The organism is Bacillus sp. FSL L8-0358, assembly GCF_038593095.1.
Taxonomy (GTDB): Bacteria; Bacillota; Bacilli; order Bacillales; family Bacillaceae; genus Bacillus; species Bacillus subtilis.
The window spans coordinates 2,808,682-2,831,957 of sequence record NZ_CP151962.1; the positions used below are offsets into that span (position 1 = coordinate 2,808,682).

At 45.2% G+C, this 23,276-nt stretch carries 24 protein-coding genes, 1 pseudogene and 1 other annotated feature; of the genes and pseudogenes, 3 read left to right on the top strand and 22 right to left on the bottom strand.

Going from position 1 to position 23,276, the window contains the following annotated elements; all coding sequences use genetic code 11:
* Positions 1 to 22: 22 nt before the first annotated feature.
* The 14 genes and pseudogenes from NYE49_RS14505 to NYE49_RS14570 form a co-directional block, all read right to left on the bottom strand.
* Positions 23 to 390, bottom strand: a pseudogene (locus NYE49_RS14505) (VOC family protein).
* Positions 305 to 493, bottom strand: coding sequence for a hypothetical protein (locus NYE49_RS14510; RefSeq protein ID WP_100506469.1), 189 nt, complete (start codon positions 491 to 493; stop codon positions 305 to 307). Before NYE49_RS14510 ends, NYE49_RS14505 begins: the two are co-directional and overlap by 86 nt.
* Positions 436 to 2,232, bottom strand: coding sequence for a carbon starvation protein CstA (cstA, locus tag NYE49_RS14515; protein ID WP_047182997.1), 1,797 nt, complete (start codon positions 2,230 to 2,232; stop codon positions 436 to 438). Before cstA ends, NYE49_RS14510 begins: the two co-directional genes overlap by 58 nt.
* Before the next feature lie 153 nt (positions 2,233 to 2,385).
* The gene (gene abfA, locus NYE49_RS14520) at positions 2,386 to 3,888 is read right to left on the bottom strand and encodes an alpha-L-arabinofuranosidase AbfA (RefSeq protein WP_004398747.1); all 1,503 of its coding nucleotides are present in this window, start codon (positions 3,886 to 3,888) and stop codon (positions 2,386 to 2,388) included.
* A gap of 18 nt (positions 3,889 to 3,906) precedes the next feature.
* On the bottom strand, positions 3,907 to 4,752 hold the full coding sequence (gene araQ, locus NYE49_RS14525; RefSeq protein ID WP_015251504.1) for an arabinose ABC transporter permease AraQ: 846 nt from the start codon (positions 4,750 to 4,752) through the stop codon (positions 3,907 to 3,909).
* Positions 4,753 to 5,694: a sugar ABC transporter permease gene (locus NYE49_RS14530; RefSeq protein ID WP_047182998.1), complete on the bottom strand. Its 942-nt coding sequence runs from the start codon at positions 5,692 to 5,694 to the stop codon at positions 4,753 to 4,755.
* Between the two features lie 35 nt (positions 5,695 to 5,729).
* Positions 5,730 to 7,031 carry an ABC transporter substrate-binding protein gene (locus NYE49_RS14535; RefSeq protein WP_047182999.1) on the bottom strand — a complete coding sequence of 434 codons (1,302 nt, stop codon included), beginning with the start codon at positions 7,029 to 7,031 and terminating at the stop codon, positions 5,730 to 5,732.
* Between the two features lie 30 nt (positions 7,032 to 7,061).
* A complete protein-coding gene (gene egsA / locus NYE49_RS14540) occupies positions 7,062 to 8,246 on the bottom strand; it encodes a sn-glycerol-1-phosphate dehydrogenase (RefSeq protein WP_174616773.1) in 1,185 nt (394 codons plus the stop codon).
* A complete protein-coding gene (araL, locus tag NYE49_RS14545; RefSeq protein WP_080344279.1) occupies positions 8,243 to 9,061 on the bottom strand; it encodes a sugar-phosphatase AraL in 819 nt (272 codons plus the stop codon). The genes egsA and araL overlap by 4 nt, the downstream gene beginning before the upstream one ends.
* Positions 9,039 to 9,728 carry an L-ribulose-5-phosphate 4-epimerase gene (gene araD, locus NYE49_RS14550; RefSeq protein WP_015384326.1) on the bottom strand — a complete coding sequence of 230 codons (690 nt, stop codon included), beginning with the start codon at positions 9,726 to 9,728 and terminating at the stop codon, positions 9,039 to 9,041. Before araD ends, araL begins: the two co-directional genes overlap by 23 nt.
* Positions 9,729 to 9,744: 16 nt before the next feature.
* The gene (gene araB / locus NYE49_RS14555) at positions 9,745 to 11,427 is read right to left on the bottom strand and encodes a ribulokinase (RefSeq protein WP_047183001.1); all 1,683 of its coding nucleotides are present in this window, start codon (positions 11,425 to 11,427) and stop codon (positions 9,745 to 9,747) included.
* A 13-nt stretch (positions 11,428 to 11,440) separates the two neighbouring features.
* A complete protein-coding gene (gene araA, locus NYE49_RS14560) occupies positions 11,441 to 12,931 on the bottom strand; it encodes an L-arabinose isomerase (protein WP_047183002.1) in 1,491 nt (496 codons plus the stop codon).
* A gap of 177 nt (positions 12,932 to 13,108) precedes the next feature.
* Positions 13,109 to 14,080, bottom strand: a complete 972-nt coding sequence (gene abnA, locus NYE49_RS14565; RefSeq protein WP_015384330.1) for an arabinan endo-1,5-alpha-L-arabinosidase AbnA — start codon at positions 14,078 to 14,080, stop codon at positions 13,109 to 13,111.
* 199 nt (positions 14,081 to 14,279) lie between these two features.
* Positions 14,280 to 15,365 (bottom strand): M42 family metallopeptidase, encoded by a 1,086-nt coding sequence (locus tag NYE49_RS14570; RefSeq protein WP_015483545.1) that lies wholly within the window; start codon positions 15,363 to 15,365, stop codon positions 14,280 to 14,282.
* Between the two features lie 183 nt (positions 15,366 to 15,548).
* Between NYE49_RS14570 and ysdB the strand changes: the two genes are divergently transcribed.
* Positions 15,549 to 15,941 carry a sigma W pathway protein YsdB gene (gene ysdB / locus NYE49_RS14575; protein WP_003229493.1) on the top strand — a complete coding sequence of 131 codons (393 nt, stop codon included), beginning with the start codon at positions 15,549 to 15,551 and terminating at the stop codon, positions 15,939 to 15,941.
* Positions 15,942 to 15,956: 15 nt separating this feature from the next.
* On the opposite strand, the gene NYE49_RS14580 is transcribed toward ysdB, so the two are convergent.
* Genes NYE49_RS14580 through infC form a run of 4 tightly spaced genes read right to left on the bottom strand, consistent with a single transcriptional unit; the run spans position 15,957 to position 17,408 of the window.
* A complete protein-coding gene (locus tag NYE49_RS14580) occupies positions 15,957 to 16,226 on the bottom strand; it encodes a DUF1294 domain-containing protein (protein ID WP_047183003.1) in 270 nt (89 codons plus the stop codon).
* A 56-nt stretch (positions 16,227 to 16,282) separates the two neighbouring features.
* Positions 16,283 to 16,642 (bottom strand): 50S ribosomal protein L20, encoded by a 360-nt coding sequence (gene rplT, locus NYE49_RS14585; RefSeq protein ID WP_003222420.1) that lies wholly within the window; start codon positions 16,640 to 16,642, stop codon positions 16,283 to 16,285.
* 31 nt (positions 16,643 to 16,673) lie between these two features.
* On the bottom strand, positions 16,674 to 16,874 hold the full coding sequence (gene rpmI, locus NYE49_RS14590) for a 50S ribosomal protein L35 (RefSeq protein ID WP_003222418.1): 201 nt from the start codon (positions 16,872 to 16,874) through the stop codon (positions 16,674 to 16,676).
* A gap of 12 nt (positions 16,875 to 16,886) precedes the next feature.
* Positions 16,887 to 17,408 (bottom strand): translation initiation factor IF-3, encoded by a 522-nt coding sequence (gene infC, locus NYE49_RS14595; protein ID WP_010886591.1) that lies wholly within the window; start codon positions 17,406 to 17,408, stop codon positions 16,887 to 16,889.
* Positions 17,409 to 17,466: 58 nt separating this feature from the next.
* Positions 17,467 to 17,597, bottom strand: a sequence feature (ribosomal protein L20 leader region).
* A 257-nt stretch (positions 17,598 to 17,854) separates the two neighbouring features.
* Here infC and NYE49_RS14600 point away from each other — a divergent pair.
* Positions 17,855 to 18,517: a hypothetical protein gene (locus tag NYE49_RS14600; protein WP_047183004.1), complete on the top strand. Its 663-nt coding sequence runs from the start codon at positions 17,855 to 17,857 to the stop codon at positions 18,515 to 18,517.
* Positions 18,518 to 18,548: 31 nt separating this feature from the next.
* Here the strand turns inward: NYE49_RS14600 and lrgB are convergent, their stop codons facing one another.
* From lrgB to lytS, 4 genes are all read right to left on the bottom strand, one after another.
* Entirely contained in the window at positions 18,549 to 19,244 is a 696-nt protein-coding gene (gene lrgB / locus NYE49_RS14605) for an antiholin-like protein LrgB (RefSeq protein ID WP_003229482.1), read from the bottom strand.
* A 21-nt stretch (positions 19,245 to 19,265) separates the two neighbouring features.
* Positions 19,266 to 19,706, bottom strand: coding sequence for an antiholin-like murein hydrolase modulator LrgA (lrgA, locus tag NYE49_RS14610; RefSeq protein ID WP_014477620.1), 441 nt, complete (start codon positions 19,704 to 19,706; stop codon positions 19,266 to 19,268).
* A 133-nt stretch (positions 19,707 to 19,839) separates the two neighbouring features.
* Positions 19,840 to 20,565: a two-component system response regulator LytT gene (gene lytT, locus NYE49_RS14615; protein WP_047183005.1), complete on the bottom strand. Its 726-nt coding sequence runs from the start codon at positions 20,563 to 20,565 to the stop codon at positions 19,840 to 19,842.
* Positions 20,543 to 22,324, bottom strand: coding sequence for a two-component system sensor histidine kinase LytS (gene lytS / locus NYE49_RS14620; protein WP_015384334.1), 1,782 nt, complete (start codon positions 22,322 to 22,324; stop codon positions 20,543 to 20,545). Before lytS ends, lytT begins: the two co-directional genes overlap by 23 nt.
* A gap of 166 nt (positions 22,325 to 22,490) precedes the next feature.
* On the opposite strand from lytS, the gene NYE49_RS14625 reads away from it, so the two are divergent.
* On the top strand, positions 22,491 to 23,273 hold the full coding sequence (locus NYE49_RS14625) for an HAD family hydrolase (protein WP_047183006.1): 783 nt from the start codon (positions 22,491 to 22,493) through the stop codon (positions 23,271 to 23,273).
* Positions 23,274 to 23,276 lie beyond the last annotated feature (3 nt).

The window sequence follows — 23,276 nt, forward strand, 5'->3', positions numbered from 1 at the left end:
AATTGTTTTGGGCTTTTGTGCGTTATTCCATCGGACTGCAAATTTCGATATAATGTCCATCCGGATCAGCGATATAGGCGACCGTCTGCCCCCATGGTTTCACTTTCGGCTCCCCGATAATCGAGACGCCTTGTTCTCTCATCCTTTTGATGACCGCTTCTACATTTTCAGTAACAAACCCGATTTCAAATGTGTTTGAAGCAGATGTATCCGGAATGTCCAGCGCCGTGATGTCTCTGGCGCTTTCCGCGTATTAAGCGCCAATATCGTAGACCCTGTATCAAATTCGATATACGTTCCGTGTTCAGCACGAATCGGCAGTCCTAAAATATCCCGGTAAAAATGAATAGCCCGCTTGCTGTCCGATACGTATAGAATAAGATATTTCATTGATAGATTCATTGCCAACCCCCCTCAGCATTTTCAATAGTCCTTCTAGCCCGGTATAGACGCTTCCATCCTTAAGCTCGGATCTTTCCACATCTGCGCCCATTTTTTCACAGCCGCCACGATAATGATGAAGCCTAACACCAGCATGATGATAGATAATACGCCATTCAATACACTATATCCTGCTGCTTCAGGATTGAGATACACATTGCGCACCATCCAATAGCCCGCATAATTGACAGTGACATATAAATAGGCAAGCGGGATAAGGCAAGTCAGAATGTACCGGCGTTTATCAGCGATTTTCAGCACGATGGTCGCTCCGATAATCAGCCCCACTGAAGCCATCAGCTGATTAGAAACGCCGAACAGCGCCCAAATGGAACCGATATCTCCTGAATACAGCAAGTACCCCCACATCAAACAGGCAAGCGCGCTGGCAAATACAGAGCCCGGAATCCAGTCTGTTTTCTTCAGCGGTTTATACACCTCCCCGAAGAAATCCTGGATCAAATAACGGGCAACGCGTGTGCCGGCGTCAATCGCTGTTAAAATAAATACCGCTTCAAACATAATGACAAATTGGAAAAAGTATGAGGCCAAATGGCTGAAAAACGGCATTCCGGTAAAAATATAAGTCATTCCCACCGCAAGTGTGACGGCTCCCCCTGTTCTTCCTTCTAAGTCCAGACCGATTTCCCTGCTCAATTCAGGCAAATGTACGATATTCATGCCAAGCGTACGGAAAACCTCAGGCGTGCTGTTAATCGCAAAGTAATCAGCAGGCTGTAAAGCGGTCGCTGCAATCAGCGCCATGATGCCGACAAGACACTCAACAAGCATTGCGCCAAACGCAACCGGCTTCATATCACTCCATTTATTCAGCATTTTCGGTGTCGTTCCTGAACCGACAAAGGCATGGAACCCAGAGATCGCCCCGCAGGCAATGGTTATTGAGATGAACGGCCAGACAGGTCCTGCCAGCACCGGCCCGCCGCCTTTTACGAATTTTGTAAACGCAGGGAACGGAATGGACGGATTGACGACAAACACACCAACAATCAAAGCGATAAAAACACCGATTTTCATAAAGCTGCTTAAATAATCACGCGGAGCAAGAAGCAGCCAAACGGGAAGCGCAGCCGCAAAAAACGCATAAACAGGAAGCGCGATTGCAAGCGTTTTCGTATCTAGCGTTAAAAAGTCACCGAGCGCGGTAGTCTGTACCCATGGACCGATAAAGACTCCTGCCATTAAAAAGAGAAAGCCGACCGTTGAAGCGAGCTTTAAATTTCCCGTTTTCTTATAAAATAAGCCCACACCCATCGCAATCGGAATCGTAATCCCTACCGCAAATGTTCCCCATGGATTACGTTCAAGCGCATGCAAGACAACCATCGACAGGCCCGCCATTGTGATCGTGATGATAAACAGCATGGACAGTCCTGTACAAAATCCTGCAACAGGGCCAAGCTCATCCTTCGCCACTTCTGACAGCGATTTTCCGTTTTTGCGCATCGATGCAAACAACACCACAATATCATGGACGGCTCCCCCAATTACCGCCCCGATTAACAGCCACAATAATCCCGGCAAATAGCCAAACTGCGCCGCCAGAATGGGTCCGACCAACGGCCCGGCCGCTGCGATCGCAGCAAAGTGGTGGCCGAACGAAACCCATTTATTTGTAGGCACATAGTCTTTCCCATCCTCAAGCGCATGAGCAGGTGTTGGCTTGTCATCATTCACTTTGAGAACCTTCACCATCATAAATGTTCCGTATAAACGATAGGCAATAGCCAAAATACACATTGATGCTATCACAATTGTAACCGCATTCATTTTCTCCCATCCCCTTTGCTGTTTTTCATAAATATATCACAATTTCATGGTGAAAAGCGGTCATTTTTTCCTATACAAAAAGCCGGCTTGAACGGGCCGGCTCGTGGCAGTTGAAAGACAAGAGCCGGAGAGAAATCTCCGGCCAAGCTTCTCTTATGACTGTTTTTTCAGGCGGATCACATTCCAGGAAAGCGGCGTGAAATGAGCAGTTAAGCCATTTTCACTGACAGACGATGATCCGTTGGAATGCGGAACGACATTTTTTCTGTTATGCTGGTTTGTCGCTTTGATATCCTGATGCTCAAGTACGATGTGTTCTGCGATTTGGTAGGATTCAAAGCCTCTGAGCGAAATCTCCGTCTCCATCTGATCCTCAGCCTTGTTTACCGCAAAAATAGTGAGGGTTTCTTCCTCTTCAGAGTACACAACAGCAGCATCAACATATGGCACATCAGTGAAATCAGAACAATCGTACTTAGGAGAAGAAATAAGCGGTTTCAGTGACTCGCCCCTTCCGTAAACAGAAGCATGCATGTATGGATAGAAAATCGGCTGTCTCCATGCTTCTCCGCCTTTTTCCGTCATGATCGGCGCGATGACATTGACAAGCTGTGCAAGACACGCAATTTTCACACGGTCTGCGTGCTGCAGCATCGTAATGAGCAGAGAGCCGACTAATAAGGCATCTTCAAAATTGTAAATATCCTCTAAAATCGGACGCGCAGTGATCCACGGCTCGACTTTTTTATCAGCCTCATTTGAGTGGTACCAGACGTTCCATTCATCCAGAGAAAGATTGATTGTTTTCTTGCTGCGTGTTTTCGCTTTTACATAGTCACAGGTCGCAGCGACTGATTTGATAAAATGATCCAGATCCATAGAACGGGCCAAGTAGTTTGGCAGATTGTTATCCCGGTTTCCGTAGTAGGTGTGAAGAGAGATATAGTCAACATGCTCGTACGTATGCTCCAGCACCTTCGCTTCCCAATCGATAAAGGTCGGCATGCCGCTGTTTGAGCTGCCGCAGGCAACAAGTTCAATTGATGGATCAACCCATTTCATGACCTTTGCCGTCTCTGCGGCTAGCCGTCCGTATTCATCAGCTGTTTTGTGGCCGATCTGCCACGGTCCATCCATTTCGTTTCCTAAGCACCATGTTTTGATGCCATACGGCTGTTCATAGCCATGCGATCTTCTTAAATCACTCCAGTAAGAGCCTTTCGGATGGTTGCAATATTCAACGAGATTACGGGCGGCATCTATGCCTCTTGTGCCAAGGTTGACGGCCATATTGACCTCAGTGTTCACCTTTTTTGCCCAAGATAAAAATTCATTTGTTCCCACTTCATTGGTTTCTGTCGTTTGCCATGCCAAGTCAAGCCGTCTCGGGCGGTTTTCGACTGGTCCGACACCGTCCTCCCAGTTGTATCCGGATAAAAAGTTTCCGCCCGGATAGCGGATGATGGGAACCTGTAATTCTTTGATCAGCGACTGAACATCTTTTCTAAACCCATCTTCATCCGCTTCAGGGTGATCAGGCTCGTATATGCCTTCATATACCGCACGACCCATATGTTCGATAAACGAGCCATAAATTCGTTTATCTACTTCACCGATTTTATATTCTTTGTCTACAATCATTCGCGCTTTTTTCATCACACGTTTCCTCCTTCATTAACCTTTGACTCCCCCTACCGTCAGGCCGGAGATAAAGTACTTTTGGAAAAACAAGAAAATGATAATCACCGGCAAAATCGCAAATACTGAGCCGGATATAAGCATGTCGTAATTATTTCCATAAGGGCTCAGCAAGCTGGACAGCCCTATTGGAAGCGTAAACATTTCTTTCGACCGAAGCACAATCAGCGGCCACAAGAAGTTGTTCCAGCTGTTTAAGGACTGAAGGATAATCATCGCGCCGAAAGCCGGTTTCATCAGCGGTGCCATAATCCTGAAAAAGATGCCGAATTCCGTACAGCCGTCCATTCTTGCAGAGTCCAGCAGATCTCTTGGAAGGCCAAGAGCATATTGCCTGAAAAAGAAAACGGCAACAGGTGAAACGATAAACGGCAATATGACACCCGTATATGAATCGATCAAGTGCAGTCCGACGGTAAGCTTAAACAGTGGAAGCATCATCACTTCCAGCGGAACCATCATGATAATCAGCACAAGAACAAAGATGATGTTTCTGCCCTTAAAATCATAAACCGCAAGCCCGTACCCGATCATCGAAGAAAAAAACAGGGTGAGCACGGTTGTGAAAAGCCCAAGTACAAGACTGTTAAAAAACCATTTGAAATAAATGCTTCCGCCGTTAAACAGAAATGTATAATTATCAAGACTCATTACTTTAGGATCAATGTCAAGATTGAGCCCCACACGCAAAAGCTCAGATGACGGCTTTAATGATCCTAAAAGCAAACAGAAAATCGGAAAAAGATACAATAGGCTCAGCATAATAAAAAACAGGGTTAGCGCAATTCTATAAACGCTGAACTGAGGACTGTGCCGCAACATTTATCCCTCCCCCTTAAACGAGCCTGACAGCTTTAATGAAATCAGGCTGACAACAAGGATCACAATCAAAAGCACGATGCCGATGGCCGCTCCGTACCCCATTTCGTTGTAGGCAAGCCCCTGCTGATACAAATATCCGACAAGCGTCAGACCAATATTACCCGGGGAATTATTCTGCCAAAGGACGTAGCTTTCCTCAAACATCCTGAATCCGCCGATGATGCTGATGGTCAGTACATATACGGTTACAGGCTTAAGAAACGGCAGCGTGATGTGCAGAAATTTTTTCATTGTATTCGCGCCGTCTATATCAGCGGCTTCGTACAGCTCTTTCGGCACATTTTGCAAACCGGCTAAAAAGTAAAGGATGTTGATTCCCATCCATCTCCATGAAGCAAGCAGCACCATCAAAAACATGCCGGTATGTTCATTGTTCATCCAGTTCTGAGGTGAAAAGCCGAGTTTGAGTAGGATGGAATTGGCCAGAGACGTTTCCATTTCTCCGAAGATCAGCCGAAAAATGATCCCCGCTACAATGGTGGAGGTCAATGCCGGGATGAATAGCGCTGATTTAAATATATTTCTAAATTTGACCAGCTTTGAATTCAGGAATATGGCCAGAAGCAATGGGACAGGAATCAGCACGATCAGCGTCCAAAAGGTGTATTCCAGCGTATTCCAAAGGGCGGTATAGAACGTCGGGTTGTTTAGCGCTGTATAATTAGTCAATCCGACAAAGGACACCTCTCCCGGCAAAATTCTTTGGAAGCTCATGATGAAGACACTAATGATGGGGTATAGAAAAAATACGAGAAAGGATAAAACGAATGGCGCTGTAAACAGATAGGGCGCCGCTTTTTTTGAATAAAATAGATCTCGCCAGCCTGATTGTTTCGCAGCTGAAGGAACGGGATGAACCGTTCCTGTTTTCACAGGTTTCATGAGAACCTCCCCGCTTTCACTTTTTGAATGGGATTCTATTTCTGTTTCAGTTCACCTGCCGCTCTGTCCAAGGCCTGTTTAGGCGTTTTTTGCTGAGATTTAAGTGCGTCGAACAACACGCTTCTGTTGACAAGGTCTGAAGCCTTGGCAAAATCCTCATGTAAATAAATCGGATTGATTTCATCCTTGATATCGAGCAGCACGGAAAAAATGCCTGTTCCGTTTTGGAAGTAATCCGTGTATTTGTTTTTCTCTTTCAATTCCTTGGAGCTCCAAACATCCCAGCGAAGCGGGTCAAACCCAAGTACGCTCCAGAGCTTTTTGTTTCCTTCTTTAGAGCCCTTCGCAAAGGCTAAAAACTCTTTTGCTAACTCAACATGCTTGGCTTGCTTCGGCACAACGGTTGCCGTACCGCCCAAACCTGCCGAGCGGTCGCCTCCCTCTTTCCATGCCGGGAGCGGCCTGATGGCAATCTTCCCTTTCAGATCAGGCATATAATCGATAAATCTTCCCATATACCAAATCGGCATGAGGACTGAAGCAGCTCCTCCTTGGTTCATAAAGCCGTAGTATTCTTCACTGTGATGCCCGCCGCCCGGCGCAGGAATCATCGTTTTATCATTGATCATGTCTTTTAAATATTGAAGTGTTTTTACGTTGGTGTCATTATTGAGGATCAGCTTGCCGTTTTTATCAAAATAGCCTGAGTTTTGCTGTGAAATCATAGATAAGAACGTTCCGGAATCATTTGTTTCCACCGTTCCCATCGGCTTCCCGGTCACTTTGCGCACTTTCTGTCCGGCTTTATGGTAATCATCCCATGTTTTAATATCGTCAGGATTGACGCCGGCTTTCTTCATAACATCCATGTTATAAAACATGACTGTTGTTCCTACATGCGTATCGAGTCCGTAAAGCTTGCCGTTTTTGCTGTACAGGGTCAGCCGCGCCTCAACGAATTTATCGCGGTCCTTTTCAATCAGCGGAGTCAAGTCGGCAAGCGGTATGTCAGAGCCCTTCAAAAAGTTTGAAAAACGGGCCAATTCGACATCGGCAATATCAGGGACGCCTTCTCCTGCAATTAAGGAGATAGACAAGTTATCGTGCATTTGTCCATACGGATAAACGACCGTATTCAGCTTAATTTTGCGGTCAGGATATTTTTCATTCCATTCCTTCACCATTTCTACATAGAACTGCTCATGAAGTCCGTTAAATGTCCAAAAGGTCAGCTCGGTTTCACCCGACTTCCCGGATGATCTTTCTGCTGAACACCCAGCAATGACTAATGTCAGCAGCATCATGAGCACAAGAAAACAGACAGTCATTTTTTTCATCTGCGTTACCCCTTCCATTCGAGGTGCGGGCTATTCATATAGACCATGGTTGATCAGCGTTTTGTTTTCATTAATGATTCTTAATCCGGTGCAGCGGTCTCTTAAGGTGTGCGCGTGTCTGAAGGCATTCTTGACGGAATCCTGCCCGACACCGATTTCGTCAAAATACGCAGGGCCTCCGGCTGATCTCAGCCAATCAGCCAGCACTTCTCCTTCCGGGAGAGTTTGATAAGCCGATTGGATGGCTTGCCGCCGGCTCGGTGAAAATTCGTTGAGCCCGTCATCCTTAGCAAGCTTTCTGTATGTGTCAGTTAATAAAACAGCTGCACAGCCCACCTTTGCCCCATGAAGAATCTGTGGCCGTTTTTTCTCCATTAATTCCATCTCAATCCAATGTGAAATATGATGTTCTCCGCCTGATGCCGGGCGGGAATGATCTAATGCCAGCATGACAAGCCCCGATACGATTAAAGACTCCATCAAAACCTGTATGCCTGTTTCCGTTTTCATCGCAATGTCTTCTGTGTGTTCAATGCAGGCAGCAAGCGCCTCCTGAACAATCTTAGCTCCTGCTGGCGAATAAGGCTCGCCGGCAAGATGCCGGGATATTTCCCAATCTGCTAAAGACGTTATTTTACCGAGCATGTCACCAAACCCAGCCGCCACCATTGACTGGGGTGCCGCTTTTAATAGATCCAGATCAGCGAACAGTGCAGAAGGGGCCTTCGTTTGAATGGTTGTTTTCGTACCGTATAAAATAATCGGCGCCCCTGCTGATGTAAAACCGTCTACAGATGGAGCAGTCGGATAAGAAATAAACGGCAAATCTCTTTGAAACGCCGCAAAGCGGACGATATCATGAATCGTGCCCGAACCAACTGCGATCATGACATCCGTTGTTTGTTTCGTATGGATCAGCACATGAATGAGCGATCGTTCATCAGCTGTCACATCTCCGGCTTCATTTTCTGGAATGATCAGGCACTCGGCCTGAAATCCTTCTTGATTTAGCTGATTTTCCAGATCAATTCCTGCAATGCGGTGTGTATTCGCGTCGCAGACAAGGACAATATTTTTATTGTTTTTTCGTTTTACATAATTCAAAAGCGAATCAGCTGCTTGTTTACCGAGAACAATTTCTTCAACTTTTATAGGAAACGTCTTTTCTCCGGCGTGTTCAAAAGCACGCTGAACGTCAGCTGCGATACGATTCATATCAGAATCCCCTCCTCAGCCAATTTGGTTACATCCTTAATAGAATCCAGCACATAATCTGGTGTGTACAAACGCTGTTCGCCCTGTTTCGCAGAACCAGTAAGCACTAAGGCGCTTTTCATGCCATAAAGCTTCCCCATCGCAATGTCAGATTCAATGCTGTCTCCTATAATCATGCATTCATGTGCGGACAGCCCCATTGCTGTACAGGCAGCCTCCGCCATCAGCCATGACGGCTTACCGACAACAAGTTCAGTCTTCGCTTGTGCGGAAGCCTCTATCGCCCCAATCATTCCAGCCACATCAATGGCATTTCCGTCTTCGTTCGGAAAAGAGCGGTCTTTGTTTGTAGCAATAATACGAGCGCCGCCGGCAGCTGCTTGAAAGGCTTGATTTAAATCTTCGTACGTGACCGTTTCATGAAGGGAGATCACGAGCCAATCCGCTTCCTTCGGTTCGTTCGCGTGCTGCACACCGGCCAGCCTCAGCTCGTCAACCAAGCCTTGCTCCCCAAGCACCCATACCTTTGAAAAACGATAATGTTTTTTCAGAAAAGCCGCTGTCACGCTTGATGACAGAACAATGTCGTTTACGTCCGTTTCAATCCCCGCGCCAAGAAGTTTTTTTCTGCACATGGCACGGGAGATATTCCCCCGGTTGCTTAAAAAGACGATTTTCTTTCCCATTCTCCTAAGCGTTTTGATCGCTTCTCTTGCTCCTTCGATCAACTCATTTCCTCTGAATACAGTACCGTCCAAGTCAATCAGAATGCCGGCTGGTGACACAGGCGTATCATGACTGGCCATAATACGCATTTGCTCCGTGTTTTCGATAAAAATGCTTTTCATGCAGGACTGTATTGATTGGGGTTACATCCTTGTTCAGCATAATGGAGTGATAGGCCATTTCGGCAACCGTTTCTAATACAACTGCGTTATGAATGGCATTTAAGGCGTCAGTGCCCCAGCAGAACGGTCCGTGATTATTCACGAGCACACCCGGCACCTGTTCGTAGTTATGATGCTGAAAGGTTTCCGCTATGACTTTTCCTGTATTCAGTTCGTAGTCATGAATGATTTCTTCATCGTACATTTCTCGAGTACATGGAATCGCACTGTCAAAATAATCAGCATGGGTCGTGCCTAACGGAGGGATGTCTCTGCCCGATTGCGCCCAGCTTGTCGCCCATTGAGAATGGGTATGGACAATTCCCCCGATATTCGGAAAGGCTTTATATAAATAAACATGGGTAGGTGTATCTGAAGAAGGCTTAAGCGAGCCTTCGACGACCTCTCCATCAAGGTTCAAAACAACCAAGTCATCTGCTGTCAGGTCGCTGTATTCGACTCCGCTAGGTTTGATGACAATTCTTTCTTTTTCACGGTCAATACCGCTAACATTTCCCCACGTAAAGGTTACCAGCTGATGCTCTTGAAGCTTCAGGTTGGCAGTCAGCACTTCCTTTTTTAATGTTTCAAGCATGCTCCATCACCCTTTATCAATTCTTTTTGGCGGCAGATGAAAATTGAAGATTTTTGATCGTTTTCAGACGTTTCATGACATGGTTTTCTTTTCCGAAATAATGAACCAGCTCTTTATATTCAGCGTACAATTTTTCATAAACCGCGGCGTTTTCGGCATTTGGCGTATAAGTTATATCTTTCAGTTTTCCCATGTTCGCCGCTGCCTCTTTGATGTCATCGTAGCCGCCTTTTTCTTTGCCTGCTGCAAGCGCGCCGAAAATGGCAGATCCTAAGGCTGGGGCTTGCGGTGAACCAGAGATTTTAATGTCCATGTTTGTCACATCCGCATAAATCTGCATGACAAACGGGTTTTTCTCAGCTATTCCGCCGGCTGCGAACAGTTCCTCAATCGGAACACCGCTTTCTTTGAATGTTTCGATAATCATCCGGGTTCCGTAAGCTGTCGCCTCAACTAACGCTCTATAAATCTCTTCAGGCTTCGTCAGCAGTGTCATTCCAAGCAGCATCCCTGTTAAATCTGCATCAACAAGAGTTGAACGGTTTCCATTCCACCAATCTAAAGCAAGCAGGCCGCTTTCACCTGGCGCTTGATGGTTTGCTTTCTCACTCAGCAGCTCATGAACGCCAATGTTTTTTTCCTTTGCTTCCTCTTGATAAGCTGGCGGGACACATGTTTTCACAAACCAGTCAAAATGATCGCCGACACAGGACTGCCCGGCTTCATATCCCGCATAGCCCGGGAGAATTCCGTTGTCCACAACGCCGCACATACCTGGAACGATATGCACCTCTTCACCAAGAAGAACATGGCACGTTGAGGTTCCCATAATCATCAGCATTTTCCCTGGCTCTGTAATGCCGACCGCCGGTACGGAAACATGAGCGTCCACATTGGCAACCGCAACAGCCGTTCCCGGGAGAAGCCCTGTCAGCTTTGCCATTTTTTCAGTCAGACTGCCGGCTTTTTCTCCTACTGAATGAATAGAACCTGACAATTTGTCCTTTGTAATCGTTTTCATTGAAGGATTTAATTTCTCAAAGAAATCATCTGACGGATACCCCGCTTTTTCACTCCACATCGCTTTATACCCTGCGGTACAATTGCTTCGCTTGAGCGAGCCGCACAGCTGGTACACGATCCAGTCCGCAGCCTCGATGATCCGGTCAGCCGCTTCATAAATGTGAGGCGCTTCCTCGGCAATTTGCATGACCTTTGGAATCATCCATTCTGATGAAATTTTTCCTCCGTACCGCTGTAAAAAAGCCTCTCCTTCTTCTTCCGCGATTTGATTGAGCCGATCAGCATGTTTTTGGGCCGCATGATGCTTCCAGAGCTTCACATAGCTGTGCGGCTCCTCTTCATATTCAGGCAGCATGCATAACGGCTGCCCGCTGCTGTCAATAGGAAGGATCGTACATGCCGTGAAATCAATTCCAATCCCGATAATGTCTTTCCGTTCAACGCCCGTCTGTTCGAGTAAAGACGGAATGGTTGTTTCCAAGACTTCGAGGTAATCAGCAGGGTGCTGCAGCGCCCAGTCGCGCGGCAGCTTTTGACCCGTTTTTGGAAGGATGGTATCAATGACAGCATGCCTGTATTCTTTTACAGCAGCCGCAAGTTCCTCCCCTGTTTGGACATGAACGAGCACCGCTCTTCCTGATAAAGTTCCAAAATCAACCCCTATTGTGTAAGCCATGTGACATCCCCCTCTACTTTTGAAGCCGGTAAAGCGCCTCGTTCCATTTTAACTCGTGTTTCAGTTTATGAATTGTCGTATCACGGGAAATGAGAACACTTTCGATCCCCGCCATTTCCGCCCAATCAAGCATTTGCTCCGCTGTCAGTTCATAAGACAGGCAGGTATGGTGTGCACCGCCGGCTAAAATCCATGCCTCCGCTGCTGTTTTCAATGACGGCTCCGGCTTCCAGAGAACACGGGCAACCGGTAAATTCGGCATGTCTTTTTCAATTTCCTGGCCGTTGACTTCATTCAGCACAAGGCGGAAACGCCCGCCAATATCAACAATGCTAGCTTGAATGGCAGAACCGCTGATGCCGTTAAATACAAAACGCGCAGGGTCTTCTTTGCCGCCAATCGAAAGCGGATGAACCTCGATTTTCGGCTGATCCAAAGCGACAGTCGGACACACTTCAAGCATGTGAGAGCCCAGAATCATTTCATTTCCCGGTTCAAAATGGTACGTGTAATCTTCCATGAAGGAAGTTCTTTTTCCTTTAGCCATGATTTTCATCATCCGTACAAGGGCCGCTGTCTTCCAATCTCCTTCACCGGCAAACCCGTAGCCTTTCTCCATCAGGCGCTGAACGGCAAGTCCCGGCAGCTGTTTCATTCCGTGCAGCACTTCAAACGATGTCGTAAACGCTGTGTATCCGCCTTGCTCAAGAAAAGCGGTTAAGCCAAGTTCAATTTTCGCCTGTTCTTTAATGGACGCTACCTTTGCTTCGTCACGTTTTGTTTCCTCACTGATCACATATAGTCTGTCATACTCCGCATAAAGCGTGTCAACCTCGTCGTCCGTAATGCGATCCATCACTTCAACAAGATCCCCGATGCCATATCCGTCAACCTGCCAGCCAAATTGAATATGCGCTCCCACCTTGTCTCCGTCCGTTACCGCGACATGACGCATGTTATCTCCAAATCTGGCAACCTTAATATGTCTGCTTTCATTTAATGCAGCCGCCGTATCCATCCACTGGGACATTTCTTTTTTCACTTCTTCATCATCCCAATAGCCGGCAATGACTTTTCGGCTAAGCCCCATTCTCGAGTTGATGTAACCGTACTCTCGATCGCCATGCGCGGATTGGTTGCTGTTCATAAAATCCATGTCAATCGTACCCCACGGGATATCGCGATTATATTGGGTATGCAAATGCATAAGCGGTTTTTGATAAGAGGAAAGGCCTTCTATCCACATTTTTGCAGGGGAAAATGTGTGCATCCATGTAATGATGCCAGCGCATGTCTCACTGTACTCCGCTTCTCTTAACAGCTCTCTGATGGTTTCCGGTGAAGTGACGACGGGCTTATGAATGATTTTATATCTGGAAGAAACCCCGCTGAGCCCCTCACAAATGCTTTTAGCATGCTGATCTACCAGTTCCAGCGTCTCTTCCCCGTATAGGTGCTGGCTTCCTGTCACAAACCAGAATTCATAATCCTTTGTCTGAAGCATGTAAACTGCCCCTTTCTCATAAAATAAAACGCTTTCAATTATAAAAGATACGTACTAATGATAGATAATAAACCTATAAATAAATATTTGTACGAACAATTTCATTATAGTAATTGACTATTATACTGTCAATCTTTTCTTTTAAAAAAAGCCGGGCTCTCCCCCCGGCTTTTTGATTCAATAGGACGGCCAGCCCGAGCTCCAATTCAAATCATTGATAAGAAGCTTCGGAATGCCGTTGTTATTGGCATCATAGGCATGGCGAACAAGAATGTTTCCATTTACAATATCCTGGCCTCCAGGTCCTTTCCATTGGTCATTGCCCGAATCCAAAATGGTGCCTCCGCCTTCGAGCATGCTTTTTCCGCTTTTATCAAGATAAGGGCCTGTAATGTTTTTAGATCTTCCGTAAGCAATTTTGTACGTACTGTTCACTCCAGCACAGCATTTATCAAATGAAACCATTAAATAGTAGTAACCATTTTGATACGTAAGAGTAGGAGCTTCTAAGGCATCGCCATTATTCGGTCTGGCTGCAATCGAATAGAGCGAGCCAGTAGGCTTCATCGTATTCTTATCAAGCTTGGTCAGCTTAATGCCGGTCCAAAACGAGCCAAACGCGAGCCACGGGTTGCCATCCTTGTCGAATGTCAGCTCCGGATCAATGGCGTTATAATTATTTGAGCTTGTCGAACGAATCACCAAGCCCTCGTCCTTCCAGCTCCCCGAACTAATGCTTGTGGAAGATGCCAGGCCAATGGCAGATGTATTGCTTCCAAAAGTAGAAACAGAATAATACAGCCAGTACTTTCCGTTATAGTATTGGATGTCCGGCGCCCATTGGTTTGGCTCGTAATTCGGCACATAATTGGACCACCACGATAGCGGTGTGCTAAAAATCGATTTTTGTACGGTCCAATTTTTAGCGTCTGAAGACTTCAACACCCGCAGTCCCCGTTCTTCCGTAAGCCCTGTTCCGAGCGCATACCATGAGCTCCCCTCTTTAATCATAGTCGGATCATGAAGGAGCTCATTGGATGCACCCCAAAATGCTGCCTCTGCAGGAGCAGCGGAAGTAAATATCAAACCTGCAGCCAGAGCGGCACTCGAAAAGTGTAAGAAGCGTTTCCATGTTTTTTTCTTTTTCAATGTTGTTCAACCTCCTTTATATTAGAGAGCGCTTACAAATTAGATTGTTTACCCTCCCTTCCTGTCAAATCGAGCTGCGTCTCGTATATCGTCATGTTCAGGAAATTTTCGGTATCCTCTTTATTGTAGTCACTATGCTGTAATTTGTACAGACAAAAAAATAGAATCCGCCTCAATAGGCGGATTCTTCCGTATCTTTTTATCGGTACGTAATTTCGTCAACCGTTTTTCGGTCTAACTTCTTAATGACTTCTGTAATTAACTTTACCGCGTTTTCATAATCATCACGATGCAGCATGGCCGCGTGCGTATGAATGTAGCGGGTTGCAATAGTAATGGACAGCGCAGGAACGCCATTTGCCGTCAAATGGATGGCACCCGAATCAGTTCCGCCGCCGGCAATGGCATCAAATTGGTACGGAATGCCGGCTTCCTCCGCAGTGGCTACAACTGCATCGCGCAAACCTTTGTGAGAGACCATGGATGCATCGTAAACGATAATCTGCGGGCCTTTGCCCATTTTGCTCTGCGCTTCCTTCTCGGAAATGCCAGGCGTGTCTCCTGCTATCCCTACATCAACACCAAACGCAATATCAGGCTGAATGGTGTGTGCAGCCGTTTTCGCTCCCCTCAGGCCGACTTCCTCCTGCACGGTTCCGACGCCATACACTATATTTGGATGGTCTGTGTTTTGTAAGTTTCTTAACACATCAATTGCAATCGCACAGCCGATGCGGTTGTCCCAGGCCTTTGCGAGTAGGAATTTTTCATTGTTCATGACCGTAAATTCAAAATGCGGAACGATCATATCTCCCGGAAGTACACCCCACTCCAAGGCTTCTTCCCGGCTTGAAGCTCCGATATCAATAAACATGTCTTTTATTTCCACTGATTTTTTTCTTGCTTCAGGAGACAAAATATGAGGCGGCTTAGATCCGATAACCCCTGTGATTTCTCCTTTTTTTGTGACAATGGTGACGCGCTGGGCAAGCATAACCTGAGCCCACCAGCCGCCAACGGTTTGAAAACGGATAAAGCCTTTATCTGTGATTTGTGTCACCATAAAGCCGACTTCATCCAAATGTCCGGCGATCATAATTTTCGGGCCGTTTTCTGCACCAGTTTTTTTGGCAATTAAACTGCCCAGGCGATCTGTTGTCACCTCATCAGCAAATGGTTCTATGTATGATTTCATCACTTGCCTTACTTCTCTTTCATTGCCCGGTATGCCTTTTGCATCTGTTAAATCTTTCAGCATGGTCAATGTTTCATCTAATTTTGCCATGTTCCAAACCCTCCTTCATCAGTCCTGCATTCTTATTATACAAAACATGGCGCTAACCATACGACTATTTCACTTGAAAATCGGGTATATGTTTTTACAGCTTTCTTTTAGAAAAAGTGAAACCTTTTTCTATGCTTTTCGTATTACATCAGATCATCACAATAAGGGAGGTGCCTTCACACAATGTTTGTCATGGTTCTAAGGATTATTTTGCTTGCACTTTTTGCTTATTGTATTTATGCCGTGGTCAAATATGTCGCGAATCCTAAGAGAAGGCTTAAGCTGGCCCAATCAAAAGAACATTTTTATATTATTGATGAACAAAACAATACCCGGAAGAATTTTCAGCTGACGTATAAAGGCGTGCTTTTTGAGGGAGAAAAGCATATTCCTTCCAAGGATCATCCGCTGTTTATTCACACGATCTTTGTCTGGACAGAATCTCCTGAGAAGCTGAAACATTTCTCTGCAAAAGATTTTGAGAACATTGAAGAAAAAGTGCTGGAACGATATCCAAATTGTAAGATTGACTGGGACCAGCCCATTAAACTCGCAAAAAAAGCAGAAGAGCGTTAAACGCTTTTCTGCTTTTTATAAATCAAACGGGCTATAGTAAATAGCGATGAGAATCGCTTCAATTACCAGAAGAAGCGGTACTCCATACTTAAAAGAAGCGTGTTTCGTTTTATGTCTGAAGGTTTGCATGCCAAGCCAGACACCGAGCGCTCCAAACACGATGGCCATCAGCCACAGCCGGTCTTCAGAAATTCTCCACTTGTGCTGCTGCGCTTTGCGTTTGTCAATGCCCATCACCCAAAAACCGCACAGATTAATCAACACCAAATAAGCTGCAATAATCATGTTGCCTCATCCTTTATATAGAAAAAGCCGCTCTGCTGGAGAGCGGCTCTATATGATTACTTGTTTAATTGAGCTTTAGCAGCATCAGCAAGCTGATTGAATGCAGTAAGATCGTTTACAGCAAGATCAGCAAGCATTTTACGGTTTACTTCGATACCAGAAAGCTTAAGACCGTGCATTAAACGGCTGTAAGAAAGGCCGTTCATGCGAGCAGCTGCGTTGATACGAGTGATCCAAAGTTTACGGAAATCACGTTTTTTCTGACGACGGTCACGGAAAGCATAGTTTCCAGATTTCATGACCTGCTGGTTAGCTACTTTGTATAATGTATGTTTTGAACCGAAATAACCTTTTGCTAATTTAAGAACCTTTTTACGACGCTTACGTGTAACAGTTCCGCCTTTTACTCTTGGCATTGAATTTCCCTCCTAATTGTTCCTTATCCGATTACTTGATGTTAGCAAGCATTTGTTTGATACGTTTGAAGTCTCCTGCGCTTACAACAGCACTCTTGCGAAGCTTACGCTTTTGCTTTTGAGATTTGTTGGCGAATAAGTGACTTGTGTACGCGTGAGAACGTTTTAACTTCCCAGAACCTGTCTTTTTAAAACGTTTAGCAGATCCGCGGTGAGTTTTCATTTTTGGCATGGGATTTCCTCCTTATTGCTTTTCGTTTTTCGGTGCGAGCATTAAGAACATGCTGCGGCCGTCCATTTTTGGTTTTGTTTCGACTGTCGCAACCTCAGCACATGCTTCGGAGAAACGGTCTAATACACGCTGACCGATTTCTTTATGAGTGATTGCGCGTCCTTTAAAGCGGATAGAAGCTTTCACTTTATCGCCTTTTTCAAGGAATTTAATCGCATTGCGCAATTTCGTGTTAAAGTCATGCTCATCGATTGTCGGACTTAACCGAACTTCTTTTAAGTTAATGATTTTTTGATTCTTGCGTGCTTCTTTTTCCTTTTTCTGCTGCTCAAATCGGAACTTACCGTAGTCCATGATTCGGCAGACAGGCGGTTTTGCATTCGCTGCAACTAACACAAGGTCAAGATTTGCGCGGCCGGCGATTTCAAGTGCTTCCTGACGGGACTTGATTCCAAGCTGGTCGCCATTTTGTCCGATTAAACGGACCTCACGTGCACGGATACCCTCATTAACCAATTGATCTTTGCTAATAATGAGCCACCTCCATAGTTTCTTCGAATTGATTCACAACTCATTTTGAATGCATTTTGCAGGCAAACAAAAAGTGTGGGCATTATAAAACACCCACACTACGAACATCTGTATCAATAAAAATGTACGGTCAACCTGCCAACTACATGCATGTGTCAATCAGGTGAGAAGCGGGTGCTTCTGCTTGTGATTTATATTCAATTCAATAACTATTCTACACAATACCGGATCTTTAGTCAAGGACGACTTATCCGGAACAACTTTTACATTGTAACATGGGTTTTCTATGAGCGCAAGAGAGAAAAAGAAAATCTTTCATCCCCACCCAGAATGCAAAGAGCCAACAATTCCCCCCTTATTTCGCAATTTACAACAAAACCACCGACAGGAAGAAATGTAAAACAAAGTTAATCTCTGACCGATATAAGAAGCAGAAGGGAGCCTGACACATGAACAAACTGATACAGCTTGCTTTATTTTTCACATTGATATTAACCGGTTGCTCGAATAGCAGCACATCTTCCGAATCAAAAGTCGAAACTGTTAAGACAACTGCAGCATTTCCTCAAAAGGAGCTGGAGAAAGAGCTAAAAAAACTAAAACCCGTTTCATTAGACATGAAGTTCGAGAGTCCACTCGCTACTGAGTTAGGAAAACGGAAGGCAAAAGAAGAAGCTGAAAAGCAAAGACAAATCGCCGCCGAGAAAAAGCTTGAAAAAGAACGGGAGGCGAAACGAAAGAAACAGCAGGAGGAAAAAGCGGAGAGACAGCGATTAGCAGACCAGCAGGCGGCAGAGAATCAGCGATTAGCGGAAGCAAAAAGACAAGCTGAACTTGAAAGACAGCGGCAGGCAGCAATCAAAAAAGAGCAGAAAGCGAACGCTGAGAAAAAGCGGCAATCACAGGCACAACGGCAGCAGACCGAGGCACCCTCATCTAATAGTAAAAATCCACCATCTTCCTCGAGTCAGACAGATAAAACCATTCAACAGCCAGCTTCAGAGCTTCCTGATGACGATGGTTATGGTTATGAAGAACGAAAAAAGTGGCATGACGATCAAGTAGAATGGGGCATTAAACAAGGGTATATCGATCCCGAAGACGCACCATAAAATAAAAAAAGCCATGGCATTCAGCCTTGGCTTATCCTCCGATCAGCTGCACGAACACTGGGATGACCAGAACCGTTACCACTCCTACTACGACAACAGCAATGCTTGCCATAGCAGCTTCAACTTCTCCCATCTCAATCCCGACCGCTACACCAAGTGCATGTCCGGATGTTCCAAGAGCCAATCCTTTAGAAATCGGATTTTTCACTTTAAACACCTTCAAGAACAAAGCTCCGAGCGCATATACGATGACAGCGTTAAAGATGACCGCAAAGGCTGTGATGTCGCTGATGCCCCCGATGCCTTTTGATAAAGGAAGCGCAATTGCCGTTGTAGCCGCCTGCGGAAGCATGCTTTTCATTACGGCCGAATCGAGATGAATGCCTTTAGCGAGCAAATAAACAATCGTGACAGAGCAGATAGAGCCGGCAATAATGGAGGCCATGATTTGCCACCAGTATTTTTTAAGCTTATCTCTTTGTTTGTACAAAGGAATTGCAAATGCGATCGTTGCCGGTTCAAGGAAAAACTTAATGATCTCTCCCCCGTTATTATAATCCGCGTAGGAAAAACCGCCGATTTTTAAAAATGCGATCCCCAGCACCATGGCAACAAACAAAGGAGTGAAAAGGAAGAAGCCTTTCGTTTTCTTAAATAAAAAGGTGCCGATGCCGAATGCAGCAAGTGATACGACAATCCCAAAATAAGGACTCATTGTGCTTTCCATGTGAAGAACCTCCTGTTTCCCTTAATGGTGAACGAGTTCGTTATTGTTCTGCGGGCTTTGCACTGTTTTTGTTTTCATGTCCGCTGCGGTTTTGCGTTTTCCGCTCAGCGAAAGAATCAGCTGAGAAAACAATCCCGTAGCCCCCAGCAAAATAATCGTTGCGAGCAGAATGACAAGAACAATTTGCAGGCCGTATTGCTGCATCACACCAAGCGAATTCATAACAGATATACCTGACGGAACAAATAAAAATCCGATCAGAGAGGTTAAAGACGTTCCGAGCGTTTCCACTTGTTCCAGTTTAATGACTTTCAAACATAATAGGAGAAATAATAAGACCAACCCTACAACCGATGCCGGGATAGGTATTGGGACAATAGCGGCAATCATATTCGAAACCAGCATAATGACGGCAAAAATAAATGCTTGTGTTAAAAACCCGTACACTTTTTTAGCACTCATTTTCTTCACCTCTTTCTCTTTGGTACCCTCATTATAAATAAGAATTCCCTGTTATAAAGCGCTTACAAGATAACTTGCCGAATAGCGGGTCTGAGTTGCAGAATCAAATGGCTGAAATGCAAAAAGCCGCCCATCAAATATGGAGCAGCTTTTTCAATTCCTTCGCATATGTCCGGCTGACCGGTATTTTCGATCCGTCTTTCATGATCAGATTATACGTTGAATTAAACCATGGCTGAATTTCTTTAATATATTCGGTATTCACGACAAAGCTCCGATGGACGCGGATAAAATCAGAATCCGGCAGCTTTTTCTCAATCACAACGAGTGTATCGCTGACCGTATAAGAATGATCGAAGGTTTTTACATTGACATGACCATCTTCTGTTCCGGCATAGATAATGTCCTTCGTATCCACAATCACAATCGATTCCCCCACAGATAGCGCGAGCTTGTGCTGGCCAGCATGGCTGTTTTGCTCTGTTTCTACAATATCCCGATTGACTTTTTTATATTTTTTCAGCGTTTGCTGAATTCTTTCTTCATCGAAAGGCTTGGTTAAATAATCAAGAGCGTCCACCTCAAACGCTTTGAGCGCATACTGGTCATACGCTGTCGCAAACACAACAGCAGGAGGATGCTTCATTTTTTTCAATCGCTTTGCGATATCAAAACCGTTTTCTCCGGATAAATCAACATCTAAAAACAGCAAATCAGGTTTTTGATCCATCATTTGGTCAAAAGCGGATTCGATATTTTCCGCTTCATTGATTTCCATTTCCTCCTTGGTCCGCTTAAGCAAGTAAGCCAGTTCATCTCTTGCCAGCATCTCATCATCAACTATTAACACCCTGAGCATGTTCTTCTCCCTCTTTCATCTGTTGCATTGGCACTTGAAAGGAAACCTCTGTCCCTTTATGAACCTCACTGCTGATATGCAGTGCAGCCTGCTGTCCGAATAAACCGATCAGCCGCTGATTTAGGTTATAAAGCGCTGTACCGGTTCCCTCCTTAGACGGAAACGGTTTCTTTCCCAGTTCCGACAAGACGTCCGGCGGAATTCCGCGTCCGTTATCCGCCACCTTCATATAGACGGATGCATCATCAGATAAGACACAGACTGTAACCTTGCATATGTCTTGTTTTTTCGGAAACGCGTGCCGAAGCGCGTTCTCGACAAGCACCTGCAAAACAAACGGAGGGATATCAATTTGCTCCAGTCTGCTGTCGATATTAAGCTCAATTTTATATTTCCCGGGAAAACGCGCCTGTTCTAATGACAAATAGGCGTTAAGATGGTTCAGCTCCTTTGAGAGCGGAATCAGCAGCTGTCTCGCTCCTTGAAGGTTTGAACGAAAATAAACACTGAGCTGCAATAGGAGCTTACGGGTTTTTTCAACATCTGTACGGCATAGCGCAGAAATCGTGTTGATCGCATTAAATAAAAAATGCGGATTCACCTGTGCTTGAAGCGCTTTAATTTCAGCATCCTTGAGAAGTTTGCTTTGCAGCTCTGCTTCCCCAAGCTCAAGCTGTGTTGAAAACAGCATGGCCAGCCCCTCGGCAAGTTCCTCCTCTACCTGACTCAGGCCTGCCGGGCTTTTAAAGTACATTTTTAAGGTGCCGATTGTATTGCCGTTCGATGTCAGCGGCAGGACAATTGCAGCGTGCAAAGGGCATTCAGCATGCGTGCATTCAATCTCTTCCTGCGAAATCGCCTTCATAATATGCCCTGTTTTAATCACCTTTTTGGACAGGCCGGTGATCAAGCTTTTCGATGGGATGTGGTGATCCATTCCCGCACCGACATGCGCAAGGATCTTTTCTTTGTCAGTGAGAGACACCGCATCTGTTCCTGTCAGCTTATGGATAATAGCCGCTACACTTTTACAGGAGTTTTCATTTAATCCTTGGCGAAAAAATGGAAGTGTCTGATCAGCAATCGTCAGCACTCGATGCGTTTCGAGAGCCCTTGCCTGTTCTTCCTTGCGAATGATCGCTTGAATAATAGACAGAAAAATAAAACTGCCTGTTCCATTGATAAGTATCATCGGAATTCCGATCATGCTGACAAGCTCCCAAGCGTCACTGAACGGCTTTGCCATCAGCAAAATAATGATCATTTGCAGTGACTCCATGCCGATTCCCACAAGAGCGGCGATGCGCGGTGTCGGCATTCGATATCGTTTCGTAAAATACCTGCCGATCAAGCCTGCAAGAACACCCGCTAAAATGGATGATACGGCACAGCTTAAGGCCGTGCTGCCACCAAGTGAAAAACGATGCAGGCCCGCCAGTATGCCGATCCCAGCCCCTACAAACGGACCTCCGAGAAGGCCCCCGATTTCCACGCCCAAAATACGGGTATTCGCGATAGAGCCCGATGGATCTATCGTAAACACCCAGTCATTGTTTACAATCATATTTCTTTGAATTTCGATGCCTGTATAATTGCTGATGATGCTGAAAAGAGAAAAAATAGAAATTAAAATCGCTTTTCCTTTATAGCCGTCCTGATTCTGAAGAGCTTGTCTGAAAAGTTTCGTATGGGCGAGAATGAACCCTAATATAACAATAATCCCCACTCTCTCCAGCATCATAATCATTAAATGAATCATTCATGTCACCTGTTCTTTCCGTTTTCATTCTAGCATGTTTTCGTTTTACGGCTGACTGTTTTTTTAAAATCGTCTGAAAACATATTTCACAAGGCTTTTATCTATTGTAAAATAAAACATGAGCCTTTTGGCAGAAAGATTTGAATCTGAAGCAGAGGAGAAGATCATGAAAGCCGTATTTTTTGATTTAGATGATACACTACTTTGGGACGAGAAAAGCGTCAGAACAACATTTGCAGAAACTTGCTTACAGGCGGAGAAAAAATATGGCCTTGCCCCTGAGGAATTCGAAGCAGCTGTTCGCGAAGCGGCGAGAGAATTGTACATGTCATATGAGACGTATCCATATACAGTGATGATCGGCATTAACCCGTTTGAAGGATTGTGGTCCAATTTCTCAGAGCCAATCAGTGAAGGCTTTCAAAAGCTGAACAAGATTGTGCCGGAGTACAGAAGAAATGCATGGACAAACGGACTGAAAGCGCTTGGGATCGATGATCCTGCATATGGCGAATACTTGGGAGAGTTTTTTGCGGCAGAGCGCAGAAAACACCCGTTTGTATATGATGAAACTTTTGCTGTACTCGATCAATTAAAAGGCAAGTATGAATTATTGCTTTTGACAAATGGCGATCCAAGTCTGCAAAAGGAGAAGCTTGCCGGCGTACCTGAGCTCGCTCCTTACTTCAATGAAATCGTCATCTCGGGCGCATTCGGCAAGGGCAAGCCGGATGTTTCAATTTTTGAACACTGCCTTAAGCTGATGAATATTGAAAAAGACGATGCCATCATGGTCGGCGATAATTTGAATACTGATATTTTAGGCGCTTCAAGAGCCGGAATCAAAACCGTTTGGATCAACCGGACGGATAAGAAAAACGAAACTGACGTAACGCCTGATTACATCATCAGCAGCCTTCATGATTTATTTCCTATATTAGAGAAATAAAAA

Coding starts and splice junctions, on each gene's coding strand:
- NYE49_RS14510 (WP_100506469.1), bottom strand. CDS start 493: ATGGGCGCAGATGTGGAAAGATCCGAGCTTAAGGATGGAAGCGTCTAT.
- cstA (WP_047182997.1), bottom strand. CDS start 2,232: ATGAATGCGGTTACAATTGTGATAGCATCAATGTGTATTTTGGCTATT.
- abfA (WP_004398747.1), bottom strand. CDS start 3,888: ATGAAAAAAGCGCGAATGATTGTAGACAAAGAATATAAAATCGGTGAA.
- araQ (WP_015251504.1), bottom strand. CDS start 4,752: ATGTTGCGGCACAGTCCTCAGTTCAGCGTTTATAGAATTGCGCTAACC.
- NYE49_RS14530 (WP_047182998.1), bottom strand. CDS start 5,694: ATGAAACCTGTGAAAACAGGAACGGTTCATCCCGTTCCTTCAGCTGCG.
- NYE49_RS14535 (WP_047182999.1), bottom strand. CDS start 7,031: ATGAAAAAAATGACTGTCTGTTTTCTTGTGCTCATGATGCTGCTGACA.
- egsA (WP_174616773.1), bottom strand. CDS start 8,246: ATGAATCGTATCGCAGCTGACGTTCAGCGTGCTTTTGAACACGCCGGA.
- araL (WP_080344279.1), bottom strand. CDS start 9,061: ATGCGTATTATGGCCAGTCATGATACGCCTGTGTCACCAGCCGGCATT.
- araD (WP_015384326.1), bottom strand. CDS start 9,728: ATGCTTGAAACATTAAAAAAGGAAGTGCTGACTGCCAACCTGAAGCTT.
- araB (WP_047183001.1), bottom strand. CDS start 11,427: ATGGCTTACACAATAGGGGTTGATTTTGGAACTTTATCAGGAAGAGCG.
- araA (WP_047183002.1), bottom strand. CDS start 12,931: ATGCTTCAGACAAAGGATTATGAATTCTGGTTTGTGACAGGAAGCCAG.
- NYE49_RS14570 (WP_015483545.1), bottom strand. CDS start 15,365: ATGGCAAAATTAGATGAAACATTGACCATGCTGAAAGATTTAACAGAT.
- ysdB (WP_003229493.1), top strand. CDS start 15,549: ATGTTTGTCATGGTTCTAAGGATTATTTTGCTTGCACTTTTTGCTTAT.
- NYE49_RS14580 (WP_047183003.1), bottom strand. CDS start 16,226: ATGATTATTGCAGCTTATTTGGTGTTGATTAATCTGTGCGGTTTTTGG.
- rplT (WP_003222420.1), bottom strand. CDS start 16,642: ATGCCAAGAGTAAAAGGCGGAACTGTTACACGTAAGCGTCGTAAAAAG.
- rpmI (WP_003222418.1), bottom strand. CDS start 16,874: ATGCCAAAAATGAAAACTCACCGCGGATCTGCTAAACGTTTTAAAAAG.
- NYE49_RS14600 (WP_047183004.1), top strand. CDS start 17,855: ATGAACAAACTGATACAGCTTGCTTTATTTTTCACATTGATATTAACC.
- lrgB (WP_003229482.1), bottom strand. CDS start 19,244: ATGGAAAGCACAATGAGTCCTTATTTTGGGATTGTCGTATCACTTGCT.
- lrgA (WP_014477620.1), bottom strand. CDS start 19,706: ATGAGTGCTAAAAAAGTGTACGGGTTTTTAACACAAGCATTTATTTTT.
- lytT (WP_047183005.1), bottom strand. CDS start 20,565: ATGCTCAGGGTGTTAATAGTTGATGATGAGATGCTGGCAAGAGATGAA.
- lytS (WP_015384334.1), bottom strand. CDS start 22,324: ATGATTCATTTAATGATTATGATGCTGGAGAGAGTGGGGATTATTGTT.
- NYE49_RS14625 (WP_047183006.1), top strand. CDS start 22,491: ATGAAAGCCGTATTTTTTGATTTAGATGATACACTACTTTGGGACGAG.